The organism is Collinsella sp. BIOML-A6 (assembly GCF_009875845.1).
GTDB classification, from domain to species: Bacteria; Actinomycetota; Coriobacteriia; order Coriobacteriales; family Coriobacteriaceae; genus Collinsella; species Collinsella aerofaciens_H.
Window position 1 is genome coordinate 1 of record NZ_WWSL01000014.1, and the last position, 23955, is coordinate 23955.

Annotated in this window: 21 protein-coding genes, 1 tRNA gene and 1 rRNA gene; 15 read left to right on the forward strand and 8 right to left on the reverse strand. The window is 58.5% G+C overall.

Features of this window, described 5'->3' with window-relative positions; all coding sequences use genetic code 11:
- The 7 genes from rrf to tsaD form a co-directional block, all read left to right on the forward strand.
- A 5S ribosomal RNA gene (gene rrf, locus GT495_RS05950) occupies positions 1-109 on the forward strand; the annotation flags it as partial.
- Positions 110-279: 170 nt separating this feature from the next.
- Positions 280-819 carry a holo-ACP synthase gene (gene acpS, locus GT495_RS05955; protein ID WP_161161984.1) on the forward strand — a complete coding sequence of 180 codons (540 nt, stop codon included), beginning with the start codon at positions 280-282 and terminating at the stop codon, positions 817-819.
- Positions 820-2436, forward strand: a complete 1617-nt coding sequence (locus tag GT495_RS05960) for an NAD(P)H-hydrate dehydratase (protein ID WP_152073284.1) — start codon at positions 820-822, stop codon at positions 2434-2436.
- A gap of 2 nt (positions 2437-2438) precedes the next feature.
- Positions 2439-3584, forward strand: a complete 1146-nt coding sequence (gene alr / locus GT495_RS05965) for an alanine racemase (RefSeq protein WP_161161983.1) — start codon at positions 2439-2441, stop codon at positions 3582-3584.
- Positions 3585-3592: 8 nt separating this feature from the next.
- Positions 3593-4213: a uracil-DNA glycosylase gene (locus GT495_RS05970; protein ID WP_161161982.1), complete on the forward strand. Its 621-nt coding sequence runs from the start codon at positions 3593-3595 to the stop codon at positions 4211-4213.
- A gap of 12 nt (positions 4214-4225) precedes the next feature.
- Positions 4226-4732 carry a tRNA (adenosine(37)-N6)-threonylcarbamoyltransferase complex ATPase subunit type 1 TsaE gene (gene tsaE, locus GT495_RS05975; protein WP_156600211.1) on the forward strand — a complete coding sequence of 169 codons (507 nt, stop codon included), beginning with the start codon at positions 4226-4228 and terminating at the stop codon, positions 4730-4732.
- Positions 4719-7103: a tRNA (adenosine(37)-N6)-threonylcarbamoyltransferase complex transferase subunit TsaD gene (gene tsaD, locus GT495_RS05980; RefSeq protein WP_161161981.1), complete on the forward strand. Its 2385-nt coding sequence runs from the start codon at positions 4719-4721 to the stop codon at positions 7101-7103. Before tsaE ends, tsaD begins: the two co-directional genes overlap by 14 nt.
- Before the next feature lie 271 nt (positions 7104-7374).
- On the opposite strand, the gene GT495_RS11105 is transcribed toward tsaD, so the two are convergent.
- Both GT495_RS11105 and GT495_RS05990 read right to left on the reverse strand, forming a co-directional pair.
- Positions 7375-7782 (reverse strand): type II toxin-antitoxin system RelE/ParE family toxin, encoded by a 408-nt coding sequence (locus GT495_RS11105; protein WP_204987062.1) that lies wholly within the window; start codon positions 7780-7782, stop codon positions 7375-7377.
- Positions 7673-7948 carry a type II toxin-antitoxin system Phd/YefM family antitoxin gene (locus tag GT495_RS05990; protein ID WP_161161979.1) on the reverse strand — a complete coding sequence of 92 codons (276 nt, stop codon included), beginning with the start codon at positions 7946-7948 and terminating at the stop codon, positions 7673-7675. The genes GT495_RS11105 and GT495_RS05990 overlap by 110 nt, the downstream gene beginning before the upstream one ends.
- Positions 7949-8534: 586 nt before the next feature.
- On the opposite strand from GT495_RS05990, the gene GT495_RS05995 reads away from it, so the two are divergent.
- The 3 genes from GT495_RS05995 (at position 8535) to GT495_RS06005 (ending at position 14542) form a co-directional block, all read left to right on the forward strand.
- Positions 8535-10400, forward strand: a complete 1866-nt coding sequence (locus GT495_RS05995; RefSeq protein ID WP_161161978.1) for a carbon starvation protein A — start codon at positions 8535-8537, stop codon at positions 10398-10400.
- Between the two features lie 179 nt (positions 10401-10579).
- A complete protein-coding gene (locus GT495_RS06000) occupies positions 10580-12709 on the forward strand; it encodes a hypothetical protein (RefSeq protein WP_161161977.1) in 2130 nt (709 codons plus the stop codon).
- A gap of 462 nt (positions 12710-13171) precedes the next feature.
- A complete protein-coding gene (locus GT495_RS06005; protein ID WP_161161976.1) occupies positions 13172-14542 on the forward strand; it encodes an ATP-binding protein in 1371 nt (456 codons plus the stop codon).
- A 222-nt stretch (positions 14543-14764) separates the two neighbouring features.
- Here GT495_RS06005 and GT495_RS06010 read toward each other — a convergent pair.
- From GT495_RS06010 to GT495_RS06025, 4 genes are all read right to left on the reverse strand, one after another.
- Positions 14765-14836: transfer RNA gene (locus GT495_RS06010), tRNA-Gln, on the reverse strand.
- A gap of 37 nt (positions 14837-14873) precedes the next feature.
- Entirely contained in the window at positions 14874-15779 is a 906-nt protein-coding gene (locus GT495_RS06015; RefSeq protein WP_192924148.1) for a peptidoglycan-binding protein, read from the reverse strand.
- Between the two features lie 139 nt (positions 15780-15918).
- A complete protein-coding gene (locus GT495_RS06020) occupies positions 15919-16932 on the reverse strand; it encodes a polyprenyl synthetase family protein (protein WP_161161975.1) in 1014 nt (337 codons plus the stop codon).
- Complete coding sequence (locus GT495_RS06025) at positions 16892-17404, reverse strand: HAD hydrolase family protein (protein WP_161161974.1); 513 nt, start codon at positions 17402-17404, stop codon at positions 16892-16894. The genes GT495_RS06020 and GT495_RS06025 overlap by 41 nt, the downstream gene beginning before the upstream one ends.
- 85 nt (positions 17405-17489) lie before the next feature.
- Between GT495_RS06025 and GT495_RS06030 the strand changes: the two genes are divergently transcribed.
- From GT495_RS06030 to GT495_RS06040, 3 genes are all read left to right on the forward strand, one after another.
- The gene (locus GT495_RS06030; protein ID WP_161161973.1) at positions 17490-17699 is read left to right on the forward strand and encodes a hypothetical protein; all 210 of its coding nucleotides are present in this window, start codon (positions 17490-17492) and stop codon (positions 17697-17699) included.
- 113 nt (positions 17700-17812) lie between these two features.
- The gene (locus GT495_RS06035; protein ID WP_156600228.1) at positions 17813-18532 is read left to right on the forward strand and encodes a GntR family transcriptional regulator; all 720 of its coding nucleotides are present in this window, start codon (positions 17813-17815) and stop codon (positions 18530-18532) included.
- Between the two features lie 259 nt (positions 18533-18791).
- Positions 18792-18968, forward strand: coding sequence for a hypothetical protein (locus GT495_RS06040; protein ID WP_161161972.1), 177 nt, complete (start codon positions 18792-18794; stop codon positions 18966-18968).
- A 40-nt stretch (positions 18969-19008) separates the two neighbouring features.
- Here the strand turns inward: GT495_RS06040 and galE are convergent, their stop codons facing one another.
- A complete protein-coding gene (gene galE / locus GT495_RS06045) occupies positions 19009-20070 on the reverse strand; it encodes a UDP-glucose 4-epimerase GalE (protein WP_161161971.1) in 1062 nt (353 codons plus the stop codon).
- Positions 20071-20338: 268 nt separating this feature from the next.
- On the opposite strand from galE, the gene GT495_RS06050 reads away from it, so the two are divergent.
- Complete coding sequence (locus GT495_RS06050; protein ID WP_161161970.1) at positions 20339-21544, forward strand: hypothetical protein; 1206 nt, start codon at positions 20339-20341, stop codon at positions 21542-21544.
- 217 nt (positions 21545-21761) lie between these two features.
- On the opposite strand, the gene murB is transcribed toward GT495_RS06050, so the two are convergent.
- Positions 21762-22724: a UDP-N-acetylmuramate dehydrogenase gene (gene murB, locus GT495_RS06055; protein ID WP_161161969.1), complete on the reverse strand. Its 963-nt coding sequence runs from the start codon at positions 22722-22724 to the stop codon at positions 21762-21764.
- Between the two features lie 183 nt (positions 22725-22907).
- Between murB and GT495_RS06060 the strand changes: the two genes are divergently transcribed.
- A complete protein-coding gene (locus GT495_RS06060) occupies positions 22908-23936 on the forward strand; it encodes a LacI family DNA-binding transcriptional regulator (protein ID WP_055310491.1) in 1029 nt (342 codons plus the stop codon).
- Positions 23937-23955: the final 19 nt, after the last annotated feature.

Consider the following 23955-nt stretch of genomic DNA (forward strand, 5'->3'; position numbering starts at 1 on the left):
GCCAGAGCATGGGGGGCACGCCCGGTCCCGTTCCGAACCCGGAAGCTAAGCCCCATCGCGCCGAGAGTACTGCGGGGCCAGCCCGTGGGAGGCCAGGGCGCCGCTGACCGGTGGACGGCACCGAGCCGTCATCGAACTTAGAAGGGGGAGGCCTCGCGGCCTCCCCCTTTTTGCGTTTAAAGCCAGATCTAACAAACTCGCTGTGTTTTATAACCCTCGTTTGTCGCATCTTCCGTTAACGGGCTACAATAACTTAGTCTGTGCAATATGGAGGTGAACATGGCTGAAGCTGGTATCGGCGTTGATATCGTCGAGATTTCCCGCATGAAATCAATCCTTGAAAAGACGCCGTCGTTTGCTCGGCGTGTGTTTACCGAAGAAGAGTGCGCATATTGCGACGCTTCATCGCGTCCTTCGGCGCACTATGCGAGCCGTTTTGCTTCTCGTGAAGCGGTTCTCAAGGCTCTTGGTACTGGCTTTAGTCAGGGCGTCGGCCGCAAAGACGTTTCGGTAACGCGTGATAAGCTTGGAAAGCCTAAAGCAGTGCTTTCGGGTCGAGCGCTCGAGATTGCTCAAGAGTTGGGTGTCGTTGAAGTTGCGCTTTCCATTACCTTGACGGGTGATTTGGCCGTAGCCAATGCCATTGCGATCACCGAGGATGCTCGACCTAAGCCTAAGGAAGAAAAGGTGAGCACCAAGGAACGCGTTGCACAAACATTTAAAGAGGCTCGCTCGGTTTTAGATGAGCTTGAGCAACTGCAACATTCAGCTTTGACGGAGCACCAGGGCGATGCTTCGCAAGATACGCTAGGAGCATAGATGAAACCGGTTTTGAGTACCGAGGAAGTCGTTCGCCTCGAGGATATTATCGAACGCGAAGGAACTTCGAAGGCCGAGCTTATGGAACTGGCGGGTGAGTTTGCTGCTAGTGAAATTCTAAAACTCAATCCCGATCGCGTCCTTGTTCTGGTCGGTTTTGGCAACAACGGTGGTGACGGCTGGGTCGCGGCTGATATCTTGAGTCATAAAGGCGTTGACGTGGATATCGTGTCTCCGGTTGAGCCGGATGAGATTCCTGCCGCTCTGGCTCGCCATGTTGCCCGTCGTACCGCCGGTCGTGATGTACATGTGTGCGTCGGTCCCTCGCGAGATGAGCTTGAGGTTTTGATCGATAAGGCCGACGTTGTCGTTGACGCTATCTTTGGTACCGGTTTCCACGGTGACTTGCGTGCACCGTTCTCCATCTGGATTCCGACGGTTAACGACTGCGCCGACCATGTGGTGTCCATCGATGTTCCTTCGGGTCTGAATGCCGAGACCGGTGTTGTCGATGACGACTGCATCCGTGCCGAGCGCACGGTCACGATGATCACGCCCAAGATTGGCCTCTACAGCGCTGATGGCCCAGAGTACGCCGGTGATCTGGTATGCGGTAGCCTCTATGATCGCCTTGATGAGGTCATCAATGATGTTGACCATGCCGCCGAGATAGTCGAGCCCGGTGACCTGGTGGATTTCTTTGCTCCGCTGCCCACGAATATCGATAAGTATTCTCGCGGTTCCGTCCTTATTGTTGCCGGTTCGGCGCAGTATCCCGGCGCTGCCATTATGGCCGCCAAGTCTGCTGCCCGCGCGGGCGCCGGCTATGTGGCTGTCGCGACGCCCGATGCGTGTGCCAATCTTATTCGTATGGCGCTTCCTTCGATTCCGGTTTTTGCTATTCCGTCCGATTCCCGCGGCTCTTTTGGTGCCGCTGCGCGTATGACCGTGTGCGAGATTGCAAAGAAGTACAGCTGCGTACTGTGCGGTCCCGGCATGACAACGTCTGCCGGTGCCATGCAGGTGGTTTCGGGTTTGTTGGAACTTGATGTGCCGCTGATCCTTGATGCCGATGCGCTCAACTGTCTTTCTAAGATTGCTATCGACGGTATCGATAGCAATCCTGAGATGTACCGCCGTGAGCAGCCGCTCGTCATGACGCCGCACTATCGCGAGCTTTCGCGTTTGGTTGCCGGTGACGAGGTTAACGATCTGGGGACTGCAATCGCGGCCGCGCAGAAGGTTGTCTGGGCTGCTGGTTCCGACAATCTCGTGGTTATTGCCAAGGGGCCGACGACGGCTATCTGTGGCGTTGAGCGCGTGCTTTTGCCGCTCTCGGGTCCGGCGTCGTTGGCGACTGCCGGTTCGGGCGATGTTCTTGCGGGCATTTTGGCTGGCACACTGGCTACCATGCGTGATGAGATGGATCGCTGGGAGCTGCTGTATTCGTATGCCGTCGCGCTTCACAGTTACGCGGGTTTTGCCGCGGCGACGGAGTACGGTGAGAAGAGTGTTATTGCGACCGATCTGATCGACTTAATCGGTCCTGCCATGGAATTGGCGGCAAAGGACGCACTCGATGATCTGGGAATCATGGACGAAGGGTCGGATGACTAATCATGAATAAAGCCGATTTGACGCGCTGGTCCTGGGTTGAGATTGACCGCGGGGCGCTTCGCCGCAACACGAGGGCTTACAAGAACCTGCTCAATCCACGTCAGCGACTGTGCTGCGTGGTCAAGGCCGATGCCTATGGGCATGGTGCCGTCGAGTGCGCTAAAATCATGTACTCGGCCGGAGCCGACATGTTCGCGGTGGCGACGGTCAGCGAGGGTGTTGAGCTGCGCCGGGGCGGAATTACCAAGCCCATCCTGATCTTGAGCGAGCCGCCTATCGAGGCTATCCCCACCCTGCTTGAGTTTGACATTATGCCTTCGGTCTATACGTCCGATTTCGCCCTTGCCTATGGCGAGTGCGCTGTCGCGGCAGGCAAAGTGGGCAAGTACCATCTAGCCATCGAGACGGGCATGAACCGCATCGGTGTTCACTACACGCAGGTGCTCGACTTTGTTCGTGGTATTAGCTTCCATCGCGGTATCCAGTGTGATGGCGTCTTTACGCACTTCGCCACGGCCGATGAACCTTCGGGTTGGGACTACAAACTGCAGTGCCAACGCTTTACCGAGGCCGTTCAGGCCATTAAGGACGCGGGTTTTGAGTGCGGTATCGTGCACTGTGCCAACACGCCGTCCTCGATGTTTGATCCCTCGATGCATTTTGATATGATTCGCGCCGGCGTTGGCTTGTACGGCATGCAGCCCTGCGAGCTGAGCAGCCGCGTGATGCAGCTCGATCCCGTTATGAGCGTTCACGCGCGCGTGACACGCGTGGCGCATCCTGCGATGGGCGAGGGCGTGGGCTACGGATTTACCTATCGCGTGCCGCGTACGCGCGTTCAGATCTGCACGCTGCCGATTGGATATGCCGACGGTCTTTCGCGCACGCTCTCCAATCGTATGGACGTGCTGTATCGCGGTGAACGTGTGCGTCAGGTGGGTAACATCTGCATGGACCAGTTTATGGTCGCCATCCAGTCCAACCCGGCGCATGAGATTCCCGAGGCCGAGTATGGCGACGAGATGATTATTGTCGGCCGCGATGGCGATGCCGAGATTACTATGGACGAGATGGCGCGCCTGCGCGGCACGATTAACTACGAGGTCGCCTGCGGCTTTGGCATGCGTCTCGACAAGATCTACGTGTAGGAGCCGCCATGGGTGTCATGCACATCCCCGGACATAGTCGCCAGGCGCCGCGCGAGGTTGCGCTCGAGGAGATTGAGGCTGTTTTAGGCGACTGCCATCTCTGCCAACTCTATCAGTCGCGCCATAACATCGTGTTTGGCGTGGGAAACCCCCACGCCCGCGTCATGTTTATCGGCGAGGCACCGGGGCGTAACGAGGATCTGCAAGGCGAGCCGTTTGTGGGGGCGGCGGGCGAGGACCTCAACGGCATCCTGTCGCTGGCTGGCCTCAAGCGCGAAGACGTCTACATTGCCAACGTGCTTAAGTGCCGCCCACCGGGAAATCGCAATCCTCGGCCCGAGGAAGTGCTGGCCTGTTCACCGTTTTTGCGTGAGCAGATTCGAAGCATTTGGCCCGATATCATCGTGACGCTCGGTAACCCCGCAACGCACTTTGTGCTTAAGACCGAGATCGGCATCACCAAGCTGCGCGGCAGGTTCCATCAGATGGGGCATTTTGTGGTGATGCCCACGTTCCATCCGGCGGCGGCGCTGCGTAATCCGGCGTGGCAGGAGCTGCTGGAGGAAGACTTTAAGATGCTGGGCGACTATCTGGAGCGGCATCCCGCGCCAGAGGGTGCCTCGGAATAATAAGGAGCATATATGTCCCTGGAGCGCCTGGGGGTAGGTATTTATAAAACGGCTTGCTCTGCCGATACGGAGCATTTTGGCGAGCTGGTTGCGCCGTGCCTGGAAGATGGTGATGTGCTGATCTTGACCGGCGGCCTCGGGGTGGGCAAAACCCACTTTACCAAGGGCGTTTCGCGTGGTCTGGGCGACGGTCATATGGTCACGAGCCCCACATTCGCACTCATGGCCGTTCATGATCAGGGGCGTATTCCGCTGTTCCACTTTGACCTGTACCGTCTGGAGCATGCTTACGAGCTCGAGGATACGGGCATTTTCGATGTACTGGGCTATGAGGGCGCCTGTCTGTTGGAGTGGGGCGAACAGTTCCAGGACGAACTGACGGACGAGTATCTTTCGGTAACGCTTAAGCGTGATGAGAACGATAGCGACGTGCGAACGATAACGCTCGAGGCGCACGGCGGGCGCGCAGCGGAGCTTTCCGATTTGATTGATAAGGCTGTACAAGATGAGCTTGCATAACGATTACGCGCTGGTGGTGGCGCTCGATACTTCGACCGATATGCTTGCCTGCGCGGCAAGCTGGACTGATGGACAGACGGGCGAGGCGAAGCTGGTGAGTGGCGACCATATGTGTCGTCGCCATGCCAATGTGGAGCTCGTGAATACCGTCGACAGCGTGCTTGCTCAGGCTGGCATGGACCGTGCTGACGTGGGCAGTTACGTCGTCGGTCGCGGTCCGGGTTCGTTTACCGGTGTGCGTATCGGCATTTCCACCGCCAAGGGCTTGGCGCGCGGTGCCAACGTGCCGCTGTTGGGCGTGTCGACGCTCGATGCCTGCGCATGGACCGCGTGGAAGGCTGGCGTGCGCGGCAAGCTCGGCATTCTGGCCGATGCCATGCGCGGCGAGGTGTATCCGGCTTTGTATGTGCTGAGCGACGAGGGCCCCGAGCGTCAGTTTGAGCGCGAGCACGTGGTCAAGGCCGCCGTGGCGCTTGATGAGTGGCGCCAAGCCGCGGACTGGGACCAGGTTCAGCTGATTGGCGACGGTCTCGTGCGCTATGGCAAGCTGCTGGGCGAGGATGAGGCCGCTCGCTGCGTAGAGCGCGACTTGTGGTGGCCTTCGGGCGAGGGTCTCCTCCTTGCGCATGCCGCGGGTGACGGCGACCCGGCCCGCGTCCTACCGATCTATACGCGCCTTTCTGACGCCGAGGAAAACGAGCGCAAACGCCTGGGTCTTGCCGAGAGCGCGCAGAGCGAAATTACGGGCGTCGCCGATGAGCTCGCCGGTCGCCATCTGCAATTCCGCCCCATGGGTGCGGCGGACGCCGAGGGTGCGAGCGCGCTGGAGGCCGCCTGCTTTGAAGGCGCTGGGCACGAGGCGTGGACGCCGGGCATGTTCCTGTCCGAGCTGGGCGAGGATGTTGCGGCGCCACGCAGCTGGTGGGTGGCGCACGACGACGGTCAGCTGCTGGGGCTTGCCGGTGGCATGGTCGTAGACGGTGACGTGCAGATTCTGGATGTTGCCGTCGACCCGAAGCATCGCCGTGAGGGTATTGCCCGCAAGCTGCTGTCGCACGTGAGCTACGATGCCCAGATGCTCGGCTGTACGACCGCCTCGCTCGAGGTTGAGGATGGCAACGAGGGCGCTATTGCGCTCTATGCCTCCCTGGGCTTTACCGAGGCGGGCTGCCGCCGCGGTTACTACGGTGGTGGCAAAAATGCCATCGTCATGACGGCGCCGCTGCCCTTGGTGCTCCCGGTCGACAACGCTTCGCCCGAGCCGACGGCGGCTGAGCAGCGTGGATGGCCACTATCTGCACCCGAGCGTACCGTTGAGGAGCGCGCCGAAATTGAGCGCCGTCGCCTGGTGCTTGCCATCGAAAGTTCGTGCGATGAGACGGCTGTGGCGATTATCGATGCGGACGGTAATATGCTGGCCAATCAGGTTTCGACGCAGATCGATTTTCATGCCCGTTTTGGCGGCGTTGTGCCCGAGATCGCTTCGCGCAAGCACGTTGAGGTTATCGTGAGCGTCGTGGACGCGGCGCTCGAGGATGCCGCGGCATCGCTTGGTCTTGAGGGCGGAGCCATCGCGCCGAGTGAACTCGCCGCTGTTGGCGTGACACAGGGTCCGGGCCTGGTGGGTGCTCTGGTGGTGGGCGTCGCCTTCGCCAAGGGCTTTGCCTATGCCGCCGGTAAACCGCTCGTGTGCGTCAACCATCTGGAGGGTCATCTGTTCGCCAACCTGCTGACGCAGCCCGATCTCAAGCCGCCGTTTATCTTCACGCTCGTCTCGGGTGGTCATACCATGCTTGTTCACGTCAAGGCGTGGGGCGACTACGAGGTGCTCGGCGAGACGCTCGACGACGCCGTGGGTGAGGCCTTCGACAAGGTGGCTAAGGCGCTGGGTCTGGGCTATCCCGGCGGCCCCATCATCTCCAAACTGGCCGAGACGGGCAATCCCCGCGCGATTGACTTCCCCCGTGCGCTCAATAGTAGGGGAGACTATCGATTCTCGCTTTCGGGCCTTAAGACGGCGGTGACGCTCTACATCGAGCAGGAGACCAAGGCCGGGCGCACGATTCATCTGCCCGACCTGGCGGCTTCGTTTGAGGCCGCAGTCTTTGACGTTCAGTACAAGAAGGCCAAGAACGCGCTGCATGCCACCGGATGCAAGGAATACTGCATCGGCGGCGGCGTCTCGGCTAATCCGCATCTGCGCGAGATGATGATCAAGAAGCTCGGGCGCCAGGGCATCCGCGTGACGGTGCCGCCTCTCTCGGCATGCACCGACAACGCTGCCATGATCGCGGAGGTCGCCCGCCGTAAATTCGACCGAGGAGAAATCTCGCCGTTCGACGTCGACGCCGATCCGAACATGACGCTGTAGTCGTATGGGTGCGGTCCCCGGCGCTGCCCGGGAGCCAACGGCCGCATATGAACTTTCCTGCTCTACAGTCCTGCTCACGACGGAGGCCACATTAAGTGGCCTCCTGTTCGTGCGGAACTCGCGATAAAGTTCATATGCGGCCGTTGGCTCCCGGGCAGCGCCGGGGACCTTTCTGTATCGATATAGCTTCTGAGCTGGTTTGGCGTCGACAACGTCCAGCAAGGCTAACAAGCCAGCGTCGAATTTCCGGCATTCTTTAGCTGAAAGAAACCTACCTGATAATCGACTCAATATCTCGGCTCTTATATAGCAGTCGGCGGACTTCCATAACGTCGTCGATGACGACATAAAAAACCATGTAGTTACCAACGTAGAAGCGGTAATACGGGTGCAACCGCCTTCTTGTCGAAGGGTATGTTGGTGACATGGTTGGATTTTTGAGATGTTCGAGTATGCCTGCTTCAACATTGTCGACAAGCCTATTTGCTGCAGCGGGGTTATTGAGATCAAAGGCGATATATGACGCTGCTTGGCTGAGGTCCTCCCAAAATAGGGGAAGGTAGCGGAGCTTATAGGGTCTGTTCATCGAGACCGCCGTTGAGCATTTTTCTGACAGAGCCAAAGACATGGTCGTGTGTATAGCGAAGTTGCATGCTGGCGGCCTGACGATCAGCGGCATCAAGGGCGCTCTCGATTGTATTGCTCAGCGACTTGTACTGCTCAAAGCTCATGACGACCATAGAGCCCCGCCCGTTTTTAGTTAGAAAAACCGGACCCTCTTGTTCGACTTCGCGTTCAACGTCCGGGTAGTGATTTCTAAGATCTGAGACTGGCCTAATATTCACAGCTACCTCCTGAGCTATCAGGATATTATCGTAATTATGATAACAGAGTTTAGATTTGGGATGGGAGCCCCTGAGAGCGGCGGGGGCCGGGCGCGCATATGAACTTTATCGCGAGTTCCGCACGCAAAGGAAAGCACTTAATGTGCTTTCCGTCTTGCGCAGGACTGTAGAGCAGGAAAGTTCATATGCGACGCCCGGCTCCCGCGGCTCTCAGGGGCATCTCTCATGCAAAGACTTTTGTCAGATAAAGTCCGAGGTCAGTGGCGTTTTATACCGAGAATTTCAAAAAAGTTGAAAATTCATTACATATTTGCGTTGACTTTAGGTAACTAAAGTTTCATACTGCTTTTCATCCACTGGGGGATGTGAACACGCACGGATCGTTCGCATCATGATTGAAGAGGATTTCTTAGACATGTTCACGCATCAGCTAGACATTATCAGCGTAGTAATTATCTGATGCGGGTTAGCACATACAGCTAGCCCGTACGATAACGGGCGGCTGATGAAGATGAGGGCCGTCGAGCGCAACCGACGGCCCTCATTTTTTTATGTCTGAGTAGTTCTTTTTAGAGGAGGAAATGTAATGAACGGAGTTTTGCTCATGGTTGTGGCCGCGGCGGTGCTCGCCTGCGGCTATCTGGGCTACGGCCGATGGCTGGCCAACAAGTGGGGCATTGACAAAGAGGCCCTCACGCCGGCCAAGCGCATGAAGGACGGCAATAGCTTCTCGCCCGTCTCCGCCTTCACCGCGTTCTCGCACCAGTTCAGCTCGATTTGCGGTGCCGGCCCTGTCACGGGTACGATCGTCGCCATGGCCTTTGGCTGGCTGCCCGTCGTGCTCTGGGTCCTCGTCGGCGGCATCTTCTTTGGCGCCGTCCACGACTTTGGTGCCCTGTACGCTTCGATGAAGAACAACGGCAAGTCGCTCGCTCAGCTCATCGAGAAGTACATCGGCAAGACTGGCCGTCGCCTGTTCCTGCTGTTCTGCTGGCTGTTCTGCATCATCGTCATCGCCGCTTTCACCGATATGGTCTGCGGTACGTTTGCCGCTCCCGTCCTCGATGCCGCCACCGGCGCTGTCAACGAGGCTAAGTCCTACGCCGCTGGCTGCGCTGGTACCATCTCCATCCTGTTCACGTTCGTTGCCATCGTCTTTGGTTGGGCCCAGAGGAAGTTCAACCTCACCGGCGCTGCCGAGTTCGTCACCGGCGTGGTGCTCATGGTTCTCATGTTCGCCGTTGGTATGCAGTTCCCGGTTTATCTGACCAAGTTCCAGTGGTTCGCCGTCGTCATGGTCTATCTGGTCTTCGCTGGTGCTATGCCCATCCAGATGCTCAAGACCCCGCGTGACTACCTTACTTCGATCATGATGATCGTCATGATCGCCTGCGCTGTCCTCGGCATCGTTGTCCTGGGTGTTAACGGCCAGGCTACGATGACCGCTCCGGTCTTCACCAACTTCTCTGGTGCTTCCGGCATGATGTTCCCGGTCCTGTTTGTCTCCGTTGCTTGCGGCGCTCTCTCCGGTTTCCACAGCCTCGTTTCTTCCGGTACCTCCTCTAAGCAGGTTGAGAAGGAGCAGGACGCCGTCAAGGTCGGTTTCGGCGCTATGATCGTCGAGTCCTTCGTCGGCATCCTTGCCATCATCGTCGCCGGCATCATGTTCTCCACCATGAACACCACTGGTGCTAATGGCGCTGCCGTGGGTACCCCGTTCCAGATCTTTGCCGCTGGTGTTGCTCGCGGTATGCAGGCCTTTGGCATTGACGGCACTGTTGCCACGGTCTTCATGACTATGAACGTCTCCGCTCTGGCCCTGACCTCGCTCGACGCCGTCGCTCGCATCGCCCGCACTTCGTTCTCTGAGTTCTTTGCCCAGACCAACGACGCTCTGGCCGTCGACTCCAAGGCCGGCTACATGAAGGTCCTCGGCAACCCCTGGTTCGCCACGGTCGTCACCCTGCTTCCCGGTCTCGCCCTCGCCTTTGGCGGTTATGCCAACATCTGGCCGCTCTTTGGTGCTTCCAACCAGCTGCTCGGCGGTATGACCATGATCACCCTCGCCGTGTTCTGCAGGTGCACCGGCCGCAAGGGTTGGATGCTCTACGTGCCCGTCGCCTTCCTGCTCTGCTGCACCTTCACCTCGCTGGTCCAGAGCGCCATGGGCTGCATGACCGCTGTCCAGCAGTTTGGCTTCTTCGGTACCATCCCGGCTACCGCCACCACGGCTGCCGTCTCCGTCGCCGCCACCAAGGGCCTGCAGCTTGTCTTTGCCATCCTGCTGATGGTCCTGGGCCTCATCGTTGCCGTCAACTGCCTCAAGGAGTTCTTCGGCAAGGAGGCCGGCTCCATGCCCGACGAGGAGCCCGAGTGGTCCGAGATGGGCAAGGCCGAGTACGGTCGCGCTGCTGCTGAGGCTCCTGCCGATGCTGAGGCCGCCAAGGCTTAGCCGATCGGACGGATTGAATCCTCCATCTCTATGACTCGGAAAGACCGGGTCCGCAGAACGCGGGCCCGGTCTTTTTTGTAAAGAAGGGTGATGCCGGGGTGTTCTCTCAGATGTTTTGCGTGAAGGGCGGCGCGCGTTGTACCATATAGACGTATATGTGTGCATATGAAAGGGGCCCCGTGGCCAAGACGGTATATTCCGATAACCAACAAAATGTCGATGCTCTGGCTGAGCGTCTGAGCGGACAAACGTCGCTTTCTGCCGAGCGGGCCAAGCTGGTTGCCTACGACCTGCTCTGTCGCAAGGCGCTCAAGATCAAGTCGAGCGCGCTGGCGCAAATCTTCCGCTCCGTGGATAAGGAGTGCGATACCAAGGCGATGCGCGATGAGCTTATCGCGGCAAAGATTGTGACCAAGATCGAGGGCAGCGGCATTAACGGCCGCCCGGCATTCTATGCCATCAATGCCGAGATGCATGATGCTCAGGAGCAGCCTGTTGAGGATTCCGTTGAGATGCCCGCTGCGGAAGAAGCTGCCCCGCGTGAGCATATCGATACCGACGAGCTGCTCGATGAGCATGTCGTGCGTGCCTTTACCGCCAAGGCGGGCCGAGGCGTCTTTGGCGGAGGCGGAAAGCGTGATGCGCAGCGCCGCGCCCAACAGGAACGCTTCCGTCGTGCTGTGGCTCAAAAGGATGGGGCCGTTACCGAGGTTGTCGAGAACGAGCCTGTCGTCGAGCCGCAGGAGCCAGTGAAAGAGCAAAAGTCCGCTGAGCCTCAGGAACCCAAGCGTCGTCGCGGTGCGCATTTTAAGGCCGAACAGCAGGATGTTGTGCGCGAGGCCGAAGATGCCGCCGAGGTTGCGGACGATTCCGAGAAGCCGGCCAAGAAGGCCTCAGACTCGTGTCGTCCCGGTCGCGGCTTTGCAGGTCGCGCGTACCCCGTAAAGCGTCAGGAGCAGGTTAATCAGGTTTCGGAGGTGCGGGCCGAGAAAGCCGTGAAGCCTGCCGAGTCGGAAGTTCGTGAACAGAATTCCGTTGATGAGCAGGCTGCGTCCGATACGGAGACTCAGGGCCAGCAACCTGCGGTTGAACAGGCGGGGGATAGTACTTCGAGTAAGCCTCGCCGTCGTCGTCATCGTGGCGGTCGCGGCTCTAACGCTCAGGATGCCGCCGAGAATGTAGCGCCGCGCGACGAAGATGCGAAGGTGGATGCTCCGATGGAGCAGCCCAAGCGTTCGCAGAAGCAGACGTCAACTTCGAAACGTGAGCACAATGTCCAAGGCGATTCTAAGCGCAAGTCTCAGAAGAAGCCCGAGTCTGCCGCAGCAGATGCGACTGCCCAGCAGGCTGAGTCGACCACCCATGGCGAGGTTTCGGCGTTTGCCCTGGCTCGCGTTCTGGGCAGGCGGCTGCTCAAGGTCGTCCCCACGCCCACGGCGCTCTCCACAATTAAGGAACAGCAGACCCAGATCGTTAAGGTCGAGGGCAAGGACGGTAAGAAAGCTCCACAGCGTGCCCAGCACAACGAGATGTCCAATCGCAAGATTGCCGAGGAAATCGCGATCATTCAGGCTTGGATCGAGCAAAACCGCGGTGCCGATACTCCGGTTGCCTCGCGCCGTCAGCGCGCCTACCAGATCTTCAATGACGAAAAAGCTTTTGACGGCAAGCATGGCGAGCGCCTGATCAGGCGTATGACCGAAAAGGGCATCAGCATGCAGGCGATCAAGGTCGCCCCCAACCGTCCGGTGCACTTTACGGGTTTCTTTACGCTGGGCGCCGACAAGCCGTTCATTATGGTCGAGAACCTGGATACCTACGACGAAATCGTCAAGCTTCTGCGTGGCCGCAAACATGCCAAGCTATTTGGCACTAAGGTGGGCGGCGTGATCTTTGGCGGCGGGTGCAAGGCGAGCGTCTCTCATGCGCTGGATGATTATCTGGCCGAGATCGGCTACCGCTTTACCTACATCTACTACGTGGGCGACATCGACCGAGAGGGCGCGCGCATCGTCGAGCAGGCCCGCAACGCCAACGTCGTTGAGATTCGCCTGCATGCCGGCATGTATCGCGCCATGCTTGCCGAGCATAAGCGCCGCATGAAGGCCGGCGGCGCGTGCGAGCCCGCGGCTGCCAACCAAGGCGTGCCGCAGAACCTGGCGGCGACGATTAAGGATCTGCCCATGGTTACGCGCGTGCAGTTCCGCAACGTGCTGCGTGAGGGCGGACGAATTCCGCAGGAGATTCTGATGACCGCCGACTATCGGGATGGCGACTCGGGAAGCTTCGACCGCATGCTGAACAACTGAATTCCGCCGTTCTACCGAACGGCGGTCTTCTTGACGCTGCGAGGGGCCCTGGCACGGCAATCTGACGTTCAACTTCGGCGGCGCGACCAGAAGGTCAGCGCCGCCTTGTTTCACGTCACCTTGCCATACCAGGACCCCTCTCGCTGCCACGTCCAAAACATCGAGGTCACGTGGCCTCCTGTTCGTGCGGAACTCGCGATAAACCTAAGCCGGTGTCCCCGCTCTCCCGGGGCCTGTGGTCACTTGGTTGTTACATGCGGCTCGCTTTTCGGAACGGGGCTGAATTTGTTGATGTAAGGCGCTCTTGGTCGTTATGGGCCTGGGGCGCCGCTCTTTTGAAGATAGATTTTTGGGATATGCCTGAAAATCTGCTTAACTTCTCGTCCTGTACGAGAAGTTTTGGCTGTAACTTCTCGTACAGGACGAGAAGTTATATACTCAAGCTACCGAAAGGAGTATATGATGGCCCCTACTGCTTTGAGTATTGCGGAGATGGTTGCTGAGGCTCGTGCCTTTGAGATTCCTCATGTCATTCATCGCGATGATGTCATCGGAAATCTTCCCGATCCAAAGCCGTTCAATCTTGTTCATATCATCACGGGTATCAGGCGCTGCGGCAAAACGTTCTATGCGTTTCAATGGATTCGTCGCCTTATCGATCGCGGTGTCGATGCCGAGCGTATCTTCTATTTCAATTTTGCTGATGACCGTCTTCGACCGGCGCCGGACACGCTCATGAGCGACATTTTAGAAGAGTATTGGCGGCAGGTTCCCTCGGCGCGAATGAAAGGCTGTTATCTCTTTCTGGATGAGGTGCAGGAGACTGATGGCTGGCAGGGCGTTTGCCAGCGTTTGGCGGAGCACGAGAGCGTAACGCTTGTTATTACCGGATCGTCTTCAAAACTATCTGCCGATGAAATAGCGACGCAGTTTCGCGGTCGCTCGCAAGAGCACGCTATGCATCCGCTTTCATTTCGCGAGTATTGTGCGTTTCATCGCATTGAAACACCGGATATGTCTGCCGGTGCTGGGGTTCCAGCTGTTTCTCCGCGGCAGCGAACTGATCTGGATTCGGCATACGACCGTTATCTTATAGAGGGTGGCTTTCCTGGGGTTCAGGAGCTTGATGCCGGTTCGCGTATTCAGATGCTTCAAGCCTATTTGCGAGATGTTGTTGCACGAGATATTCTCGAGCGGAGCGGGCGCACGGATATCGCTCTTGCCAACCAAGTAGGGCTCTTCTGCCTTCGAAACACGGGTTGCGGCCTTTCGGTCAACAGCTTATTGGATGCCTTAAAGTCTGTCGGATATCGAGCGTCATGGGAAAAAATCAACGAGCTCGTTCGCTTGTTTCAGCAGGCTCATCTCATTGGATTGCTTCCGGAGTATTCAACTTCTTTGGCTCCTAAGACAACGACGACGGATAAAGTCTATGCCGTCGATCAGGGAATGGCATATGCAACATCGCGCGCCAATCAACAGGATTTAGGAAAGCGCTTGGAGACAGCGATTTATGCTGAACTCATGCGCCGCACGGCAAACGGCCGGTTGGAAACGGTGACTTCGTTTACGGCTCCAACGCAAGCGCGAGAAAAAGTCGATTTCTTGGTCGGCGACGCTTTGGCATCGGAACCATACGCGCTCTACCAGGTGACAGTCGATATGACGGCAGAGAAGACGCGCAGGCGTGAAGTCGGTTCCCTTGAGGTTGCTATGGCAAAAACCGGTATCAAGGATGCCAATATCATCACGCTGCGCGAGGCGACCCAGATTGAAACGGAGCATGGCGTCATCGAGGTCATTCCCGCATGGAAATGGTCGCTTGGTCTGTAATGTGATGCCCGGCCCGACGGAGACGCACGGCACGATGTTGATGGCCGGCACTTAGGGACGTCCCTTTAGTGCCGGCAGTTTAGGAACGTCCCTAAGTGCCGGTTTGGCTGGATTCCGCGTCCGCCTTTTCGGCGGCCGCACCCCTGCGGGTTCGCATCCCTCCGCATGCCAACGAAAAAGCGCTCCGGGTTCATAAGAGCCTGGAGCGCTATGTTATTGGGGCTGGGACGGAGGGATTCGAACCCCCAACAGCCGGCACCAAAAACCGGAGTTCTACCGTTGAACTACGTCCCAATGTGTGATGTTGCCAAAAGCAACTCGTCTAGTTTACCTAATCTGCGAAGGCATCGCAAACGCCATCGAGCAGACGTACCGCGAGCGTCTGGGCGTCGCTGGCAGTGAAGGTGCCGTTGTAGCGCGTCATGCCGGTGAGCTCAATACGGATGCGTGCCGGCTTTTGCTGCGCGGCGACATTGGCGGTGCGGATGCGCTGGGCCAGGTTGTGGCACTCGGCGAGGGCAATCGTGGCGCGCGGAGCAGTGTCGGCGGGTAGCTCATCGCTTGCGATCTCGAGCACCAGGTCGACATCGGTCGGAATCTCGGAGTCGCAAAGCATCATACCGCTGCTGTCGGTCGTCGCCGTGGCGATGTTCCACATGCGCGATGCTACGCTGCGCGCGATGGGGTCCTCGCCAATGACGGCAATCTGGAAACGCTCGAGCACGTTGGCCGCGCGGGCAAAGCCGATGCGCGATTCGGCCTCGGTCACCGAAGGTTTACCCTCCCACACGTGGTGCAGGCGGTTGATATAGGCGTAGGTATCCTGGAACGCCATTCCGTCGGCAAACAGACCGACATTTTCCTGAAACTGATGAAGGGCCGCCTCGGTGTGAGGGCCAAAGTAGCCATCGTCCTCGCCGCAGGCAAAGCCCAAAACGTTGAGCGCCCTCTGCAGGGCCTGCACGTCGGCGCCATGGAAATTGGGCATACGCAGGTAGAGAGTGCGGTCGCCCAGCTTATACGAAGCGTCTACAAGGGCGCTCCAACAGGGGATATCGACGGCGTGACCGGCGGCAAGACCGCTGTCGAGCCTAAAGGTGCTAACGGCCTGCTCGGTGGTAGCACCAAAGTGCTTGTCGGCGACCTCGGTGGCATCAATCGTGTAGCCGAGCTGCAGGAGACGAGACTGCACGTCCTCGACGGCTGCTCCCTGCATGCCCGTTGTAATAGGTTCCATGAACGAACCCCTTTCGGCGTATCATTCGTATTATTTGAGCGCCTGTCGGATAGACGACGCAAAGGGATGCATAAACATACATTCAACAGTGTAGCAACTTGTACCCAAATGCGCTGCCGACAGGTTTTGCACCCCCTCGCTAGTTGAGCCGCTCCACAAAGAAATCTGCCATGGAGAGGAACAGTTCGCGTGCATGCGGGTCGAGCGAAACGTCCTCGATGGCGGCCTTGGCTTTGGCGGTCAGGTCCAGCGCGTAGGCGTGGGCGTAATCGATAGAGCCGGTCTCCTGGAAGATTTCCACGGCGCGCGCGAGCTGCGCGGGGTCCTCGGTGCCCGAGGAGAGAATCGCTTCAATCTCGTCGTGATAGCACTCATCAGACAGGGCGTGCACGGCAACGAGCGTGCGCTTACCCTCGGTGATGTCGGTGCGGAAGTCCTTGTTGGCGGCCTCCTTGGTGCCGACAAGGTTGAGCAGGTCGTCTTGAATTTGGAAGGCAAGGCCGGTGTGCAGGCCAAAGGCGCGCAGCGCCTCAATTTGCTCCTCGCTGCCTCCGCCAATGATGGCTCCGGTGGCAAGCGGCGTGGCTCCGCTGTAATACGCGGTCTTGTGCGTTGCCATGTCCAGGTAATCGTCGACCGAGATGTCGAAGCGTGCGTCACGGACCCAGCCCAAGTCGAGCGCCTGGCCCTCGATGGTGCGGACGATCATCTCGGTAAGCTCGTGGAGTACGCGTAGCTTTATGCTGGGCTCAAGCGTGGGATCGTCGAGAACCGTCTTGGTGACCATGGTGAGCGCGAGGTCGCCGCAGTTGATGGCAAGCCCCGTGCCCTCGGTGAGGTGTATGCAGGGCTTGCCGCGGCGCAGCTGCCCGTTATCGGCGATGTCGTCGTGGATAAGCGCACCCGACTGGAAATGCTCGATGGCCGCCGCGGCGCTGCGGGCGCTCTCAAAGCTGCCACCTACCGCGGTGGCGGCGAGCATGCAGATAAGCGGGCGGTGACGCTTGCCGGCATTGGCCGTAAATGCCGAGAGTGGGGTATACAGGTAGCGCTCGATATCGGCAGAGGTCGCCTGTCCGTCAAAGAACGTGGCCAGATAGTCGTTAATCTGGTCAAAATGCTGGGCTAAAAAGCTGGTAAACGGACTGGACACAGGCTCTCGCATTCTTTCTTAGATCGCATCGTTGCATTATGCAGACAACATATTGCCACATTGGGGCGTCAAGTACGGCCCTGATTCCGGCCCGTTTGGTGCACTTGCGAGGCGAGACTTCAGTGACCTCGAGATCGGCGTAACCGCCCGCGAGGCACACGACGCCAGCCCACGGCAGCTCGAGCAGCTTGGGATGGATGCAGCGGCGGGTGCGCCCCGTGCAGATAAGGGCTTTGTTGCCGTTGGCGACAAACGTGCGAATTGCCTGTGCAACCGTCTCGTTGGGATAGGGAGAAAGGTCTTGCTCTCCCTCGTGGAGCTCTTGGACAAGTTTGGGATCTTGCCAGGCGAGTGTGCCGTCGATGTCGGAGAAGCAGATATCGCCATGCTTTTTGGCGACGTCGTCTCCCGTCAAGCGCGAGAGCGCCGTGTTGCTGGCAATATGGTCCTCGGCCCCGGGGTTTAAGGTCAAAGGGCAGGCTAAGACCTCGAAAGCCCAGAAAGAAGATGGCGCTAAAGATGAGTCCGATTCCGAGCGCCAAAAGGTAGGGGCCGGCATGAGTCTGCATGAGCGGGATAAACCTGAAGGCGGCCATTTCCATAAAGCCGCACGAGAAGATGCCGACGACGCCCAAGAAGTTCATGGCCACGGCGATAGCAAGAAGGCCAAAGAGCTTGATCCAGCCGGTGGCGGTGAAACCGGCCCAGGGCGCAAGCTCGTCGAGGGGACGATGGTCGTGCCGGCAGTTTTGAGCGAACCGATTTAGGCACGGCAGAAACCGTCAACGGTTAAATGCTGTCGCTTTACCGATAATCGGTTTGAACAACTTTGAGAAATGTTATCGTGCCTATCCAGAAATGAAAAAATAGAGGTGAAACAATGCCGAAAGCGATATACGAGGGAATCTACCGAGAAATTCGCTCGCGCATCATTAATGGGGCCTATGCGTTTCAGGAGATGCTGCCAACCGAGGCCGAGCTAACCGCTGAGTTTGGCTGCACGCGCAATACCGTCCGTCGCGCTTTGAGCATGCTGGCCGATGAGATGTTTGTGCAGCCCATACACGGCAAGGGCGTGCGCGTTATTTGGCTCAAGGGCGAAACCGACATGCTGGGCACGCTCGAAGAAGTCGAGTCGTTTGGTGAGTTTGCAAAGCGCAACCATGCCGTTGCTTCGACGGACGTTAAGTCCTTTGAACATCTAATTTGCACCGAGCAACTCTCTCGTCGCTTGGGTTTTAAGGTGGGTGAGGAGCTGATTCGCGTAGTGCGTGTCCGAAGCCTCAACGGCAGCGCGCGTCAAGTGGACCATGGCTATTTTTTGGCGTCGATCGCCAAGGGTCTGACCCCCGAGATCGCGGCGGATTCTCTCTACAGCTATCTGGAGCACAAGTGCGGCGTCAAAGTGATGGCGAGCCGTCGTACGGTGAGTGTCGAGCTCGCCAACGATGAGGACTGCAGCTATCTTGACCTTGGCAAATACAACTGCGTTGCCGTCATGGAGAGCCAGTCGTACACCTCGGATGGCATCTTGTTTGAGGTGACACACGCCCGTACGCACCCCGAGATCTTCCATTACCGCGTCAATTCCAAGCGATAGGTAACCGGCTCGCACGGGTCGTCCGCTCAACGCGAAAGCACCTTCTCAAATCGATGTCAAATCGGCTTGAGAAGGTGCTTTTTCTGTAAAACTTTCTTTATGATTGTTTAGGCAATAATTGTCAAGCAATGAATTACAATCGTCATTCACTGATTATTTTCTAACACTCTAGTAAATACTTGTTCAAACGACTAGCTAATTAGCGTATTGGGCAAGTCAGTAAAAGGGCAAAGTATTCAAGCGCTGGTGGCCGCTCTTTATGCTGCCTACGTACCTGACGTTTATGACCGGGTTCGCGATTCCCTTTATCCAGGGCTTCTATCTCTCGCTCTGTCTGTTTATTACCATCAACAACACGCATTTTGCCGGTATCAAAAAACTACGTGCGCGCATTGAAAAAAGGCCCTGGTCTCGTATTGGAGACCAGGGCCAGTAGATTTCTGGGACACGCCTTAAAATCTACCGCGGCAGATCGGCTACTCGGCGTCGGCGAAGCCGTTGGGGTTATGGCTCTGCCAATTCCAGCTGTCGCGGCACATATCCGCGATGTCGTACTGGGCCTTCCAACCCATCATGCGCTCGGCCTTGGAGGCATCGCACCAGTTGGCGGCGATGTCGCCGGCGCGGCGCTCGCGGATCACGTAGGGCAGCTCCTTGCCGCAGGCCTTGGAGAAGGCGGCGACGACCTCGAGTACCGAGGTGCCGGTGCCGGTGCCCAGGTTAAAGATCTCGACGCCGGTCTTGCCGTTCATCCAGTTGAGGGCGGCCACGTGACCAGATGCCAGGTCGCACACGTGGATGTAGTCGCGAACACCGGTGCCGTCGGGGGTGGGGTAATCGTTGCCAAAGACCTGAACGGCCTCGAGCTTACCGACGGCGACCTGGGCGACGTAAGGCACCAGGTTGTTGGGGATACCCTTGGGATCCTCGCCGATCAGACCCGACGGATGGGCGCCGATGGGATTGAAATAACGGAGCAGCACGACGTCCCACTCGGGGTCGGCGGTGTGGACGTCCATAAGGATCTGCTCGATCATCCACTTGGTCCAACCGTAGGGGTTGGTCGCGGGCTTCTTGGGGTCTTCCTCGGTGACGGGCGGATTGTCCGGATCGCCGTAGACGGTCGAGGAGCTCGAGAAGATGATGGACTTGCAGCCATGGTTGCGCATGACGTCAATGAGCACCAGGGTGTTCTCGATATTGTTGTGGTAGTACTCGACGGGCTTGCTCACCGACTCGCCAACGGCCTTAAAGCCGGCGAAGTGGATGACACGGTCGATCTGGTGGGTATCGAAGATCTTGTCCATTGCATCGCGGTCGAGCACGTTGGCCTCGTAGAAGGTGAGGTTCTTGGCGGCCTCGTCGCCCACGATGGTCTTGACGCGGTCGATGGCAACGGCGCTGGAGTTGGAGAGGTCATCGACGACGACAACCTGGTAGCCACCCTCGAGCAGCTGAACGACGGTGTGCGAGCCGATAAAGCCGGCGCCGCCGGTAACGAGGACGCAGGTGTCTTTGGGGTCGAGTGCTTTGGACATGTAGTCTCCTATCGAATCAGGAACACTTCTTGAGGGGAGTATAGCGCAGCTGGGCGCGCCCAAAACACGCGGGTCAGGAAAACCAGAGGATTGATGTTAACGTACTCATAGGGTGTTATTTGCATAATCCTTACCTTTGGTGTGGGACGTATTTGCGAGCCGCTGACCATGCTTTTCCAGCCGTTCGTGGAAATAGTTGGGACAAGCGCGATGTGCGTTAATATGTTTGAGTTGAGCGACATATAAATAAGCATGTAACGGAGTACATATGTCACCGAACAACGATTCCATTTTTACGCAGGAGCTTTCGCGCCGCACTGCCCTTAAGGCTCTTTTCGGCGCCGCTTCCGCGGCTGTTCTTTTTGGCCTGCCCGCCCGCGCCCATGCGGCTGAGGCCAGCCAAGAAACCACCGACAAACTGAATGCCGCCCAGGCCCAGCTCGACGAGGTCCAGGCTCAGCTCGACAGCATCGCTAATGAGTACGCGACGCTCGCCAACAAGAATGCCCAGACCCTCAACGATATCGAAGGCGTGCAGGGTCAGATCGACGACACCCAGGAGCAGATCGACACCAAAAAGTCGGAGCTCAAGAGGAAGCGTAACGACCTTTCCGATCGCGTGGCGGCAAGCTACAAGTCGGGCGGTACCAATATCCTGTCGTTGCTGCTCGCTTCTGGCTCGTTTGAGGAGCTCGTCGCCAACGCGCATTACGTCGAGAAGATCAACAAGAGCGACCGTGACGCCATCGAGGACATCCAGACCATTCAGAAAGAGCTCGATACACAGAAGTCCGAGCTCGAGTCGCAAAAGGCCGACTTGGAGAAGCTCAAGGACCAGCAGACTGCTCAGATGCAGGACATGCAGGCCAAGCAGCAGGAGGTCCAGACGGTTCTGAACGGCCTCTCCGACGATGTCAAGGAGCTCATGGCCCAGCGCGATTCCGAGATTCTCGCTGCCGCCCAGGCCGAGGAGGCTGCCAAGAAGGCTGCCGCTGCCGCGGCCGCCGCAAACAAGAACAATTCCTACTCGGGTGGTTCAAGCTCGGGCGGCGGATCGTATGCGCCCGGAACTCCGCAACAGAACGCCGGCTCGGGCAAGCAGCAGGCTGTCGTCAACGCGTGCTACTCCACGCCTTCGCCGGGTCAGAACTGGTGCGCGGCGTGGGTTACCAATGTCTTCCGTAATGCCGGCGTTGGTTACTTTGGCGGTAACGCGTGCGATATGTTTAACGCATGGTGCTATAGCTCCGACCGCTCGGCGCTGCAGGTGGGCATGATCGTGGCCGACTCATCGCATAGCGGCACGGGTGCTCCGGGCCTTATCTACGGTCATGTGGGTATTTACGTTGGCGGCGGCATCGTTATGAGCAACGAGGGCGCCATTACGTCTAAGTCGCTTGATTCGTTTATTAGCTTCTATGGTACTGGCTCTGGCGTGCGTTGGGGCTGGCTCGGCGGTATTGCGCTGTCGTAGCTGCGGCTTGGTCCGGGACAGTCCGAGAGGCATAAGGTTGCCTGCTCGGGCAGTCCTGCTCGCACGGAGAGCACATTAAGTGCTCTCCGGCTCGTGCGGAACTCGCGATCAACCTTATGCCCCTCGGACTGTCCCGGCCCTCTCGGGTCCTGAGCGCGACACACCGGACTGGGTTATCTGAATAAATATGGTGAAGGCCCCTTTCGGGGCCTTCTTTTTATAAAAATTCGCCTACTCGGTGGACTTCGGGTTCTAGGTCTACGTCGAACTGCTCTTTGACTTTGGCTTGGATGTCGCGGATGAGTTCGTCGACGTCGGTGGCGGTGGCGTGGTCGGCGTTGACGATGAAGCCGCAGTGTTTCTCGCTCACCTGGGCGCCGCCGACAGCGTGACCGCGCAGGCCGGCGTCCATGATGAGCTTACCGGCAAAGTGGCCCTCGGGGCGCTTGAAGGTGGAGCCGGCACTCGGCATGTCGAGCGGCTGCTTGTCCTCGCGGCGCTGGCGGTAGTCGTCCATGTCGGCCTTGATCATCGCGGCGTTGCCCGGGGCGAGATTGAAAGTGGCCGAAAGCACGATAAAGCCGTCGTCGGCGATGCGGCTCTTGCGATAGCCCAGGTTGAGTTCGTCGGCATCGAATTCGATGATGTTGCCGCTGCCGCGGGTGCCGTCGTCGAGCTGGCGAGCGGGTTTGTAGACGCGCACGGACTCTAGCACATCGGCCATGCAGGCACCGTAGGCACCGGCGTTCATGTAGCAGGCGCCGCCGACCGATCCGGGGATGCCCGAGATGGGCTCCATGCCGGTGAGGCCGGCCTCGGCTGCCGCCGCGGCGACATCGGAAAGCAAGGCGCCGGCTGCCGCCGTGACGTGCGTGCCGTCGACCGTAATGTCGGAGAGGCCTTCGCCCAGCGCCACGACGACGCCGCGGATGCCCTTGTCGCCGACAAGCAGGTCGGAGCCGTTGCCCACGATGGTAAGCGGCAGGTCGCAGCGATAGCAGGTATCGAGCGTGGCGACGAGGCCCTGCTCGGTATCGGGCGTGACAAAGACGTCGGCCGGGCCGCCGATCTTAAACGTGGTGTGCTCGCGCATGGGCTCGCTCATCAACACGTTGTCCTCGCCGGCAACGCCAGCGAGCGCGCACAGCAGGTCCTCGTTAAAAAAGTCGTTCTCGTGCATATGAATATCCGCCTTTTGGTGGTCGTCGTCATCAATCGATTGCAATATACCCCACCCGGACGGATTTGGTGCGCTGACGGCGATAAAACAGCCGTCTACCGGATTGGTAAAGTGTTTATCACCGAGGTAGAGGGGTAGTCGCTATACTTTCAAGAGATTGCGCGTAAACCCGGAAGGAGCGAGATGGCCAACAAAGTCACCCTCAAGCAGATCGCCCAGGAGGTGGGGCTTTCCCCCTCGTCGGTCTCGCTTGTGCTCAATAATCGGCCCTGTCGCATCTCGGAAGAAAACCGCAAACTCATCAAGGAGGTCGCGGCGCGCAACCACTATGTTCCTAACCAGATTGCGCGTAGTTTGGTCATGCGCGAGTCGCGCACGCTGGGCCTTATCGTCCCTAACATCGAGAGCCGCTTTTTTGCCTCGCTCGCCGGTAGCCTGGAAAAGCGCTGCCGCGAGGATGGCTATGCACTCTTCATTACCAGCTCGGGTGGAAGCGCCGATGACGATCTGGAGCTGCTGCGCCAGCTGGTGACGCGCGGCGTTGATGGCGTCTTCCTGGTCGTGGGCGACGAGTTCTCCGACGACCGCGCCCTGCGCGAAGAAGTCAGCCACCTGCCCATCCCGGCCGTAATGGTCGACCGTGCCATTGAGGGGCTCGAGTGCGACAAGGTGATGTTCGACCACGAGATGGGTGGCTACATGGCCACTCGCTATCTGATCGAGCAGGGCCACCGTCGCATTGCCTGCTTGGTTAACGCGCGCCGTTCCAATACGGGGCGTAAGCGACTTGCCGGCTATGAGCGCGCGCTGCGCGAGGTTGGCTTGCCTATCGACGCGCGTTTGGAGTTTGAGAGCGAGTACTACATTCCGAGTGCCTACGAGGCCTCGGAGGCGGTGCTCGCGACCGACGCCACCGCCGTATTTGCAAGCTCGGACAACATTGCCCTTGGTCTGCTCAAGCGCTTACACGAGATGGGGAAGAGCATTCCGGGCGACATTTCGGTGGTGAGTTACGACAACTCGGCCGCCGACGTTCTCTTTGAGCCGGCGCTGACCGCGATTGAGCAGGATCCTGGTATCCTCGCGGAGCATGCTTTTGGCTGCATGTCCAAGCGCCTTGCCGGTAGGGGCGGTAGACGTGCCGAAGAAGTCGTTCTGGAGCCGGCGCTTATCGTGAAGGGCAGCGTGCTCGATCTTACCGAATGTAGCTAAGCGTACTTGTTTGTTTGCA

Excerpts from the sequence above, each read along its gene's own strand:
- acpS (WP_161161984.1), top strand. The coding sequence starts at position 280 with ATGGCTGAAGCTGGTATCGGCGTTGATATCGTCGAGATTTCCCGCATG.
- GT495_RS05960 (WP_152073284.1), top strand. The coding sequence starts at position 820 with ATGAAACCGGTTTTGAGTACCGAGGAAGTCGTTCGCCTCGAGGATATT.
- alr (WP_161161983.1), top strand. The coding sequence starts at position 2,439 with ATGAATAAAGCCGATTTGACGCGCTGGTCCTGGGTTGAGATTGACCGC.
- GT495_RS05970 (WP_161161982.1), top strand. The coding sequence starts at position 3,593 with ATGGGTGTCATGCACATCCCCGGACATAGTCGCCAGGCGCCGCGCGAG.
- tsaE (WP_156600211.1), top strand. The coding sequence starts at position 4,226 with ATGTCCCTGGAGCGCCTGGGGGTAGGTATTTATAAAACGGCTTGCTCT.
- tsaD (WP_161161981.1), top strand. The coding sequence starts at position 4,719 with ATGAGCTTGCATAACGATTACGCGCTGGTGGTGGCGCTCGATACTTCG.
- GT495_RS11105 (WP_204987062.1), bottom strand. The coding sequence starts at position 7,782 with ATGCCGCTGATCGTCAGGCCGCCAGCATGCAACTTCGCTATACACACG.
- GT495_RS05995 (WP_161161978.1), top strand. The coding sequence starts at position 8,535 with ATGAACGGAGTTTTGCTCATGGTTGTGGCCGCGGCGGTGCTCGCCTGC.
- GT495_RS06005 (WP_161161976.1), top strand. The coding sequence starts at position 13,172 with ATGGCCCCTACTGCTTTGAGTATTGCGGAGATGGTTGCTGAGGCTCGT.
- GT495_RS06015 (WP_192924148.1), bottom strand. The coding sequence starts at position 15,779 with ATGGAACCTATTACAACGGGCATGCAGGGAGCAGCCGTCGAGGACGTG.
- GT495_RS06030 (WP_161161973.1), top strand. The coding sequence starts at position 17,490 with ATGAGTCTGCATGAGCGGGATAAACCTGAAGGCGGCCATTTCCATAAA.
- GT495_RS06035 (WP_156600228.1), top strand. The coding sequence starts at position 17,813 with ATGCCGAAAGCGATATACGAGGGAATCTACCGAGAAATTCGCTCGCGC.
- GT495_RS06040 (WP_161161972.1), top strand. The coding sequence starts at position 18,792 with ATGCTGCCTACGTACCTGACGTTTATGACCGGGTTCGCGATTCCCTTT.
- galE (WP_161161971.1), bottom strand. The coding sequence starts at position 20,070 with ATGTCCAAAGCACTCGACCCCAAAGACACCTGCGTCCTCGTTACCGGC.
- GT495_RS06050 (WP_161161970.1), top strand. The coding sequence starts at position 20,339 with ATGTCACCGAACAACGATTCCATTTTTACGCAGGAGCTTTCGCGCCGC.
- murB (WP_161161969.1), bottom strand. The coding sequence starts at position 22,724 with ATGCACGAGAACGACTTTTTTAACGAGGACCTGCTGTGCGCGCTCGCT.
- GT495_RS06060 (WP_055310491.1), top strand. The coding sequence starts at position 22,908 with ATGGCCAACAAAGTCACCCTCAAGCAGATCGCCCAGGAGGTGGGGCTT.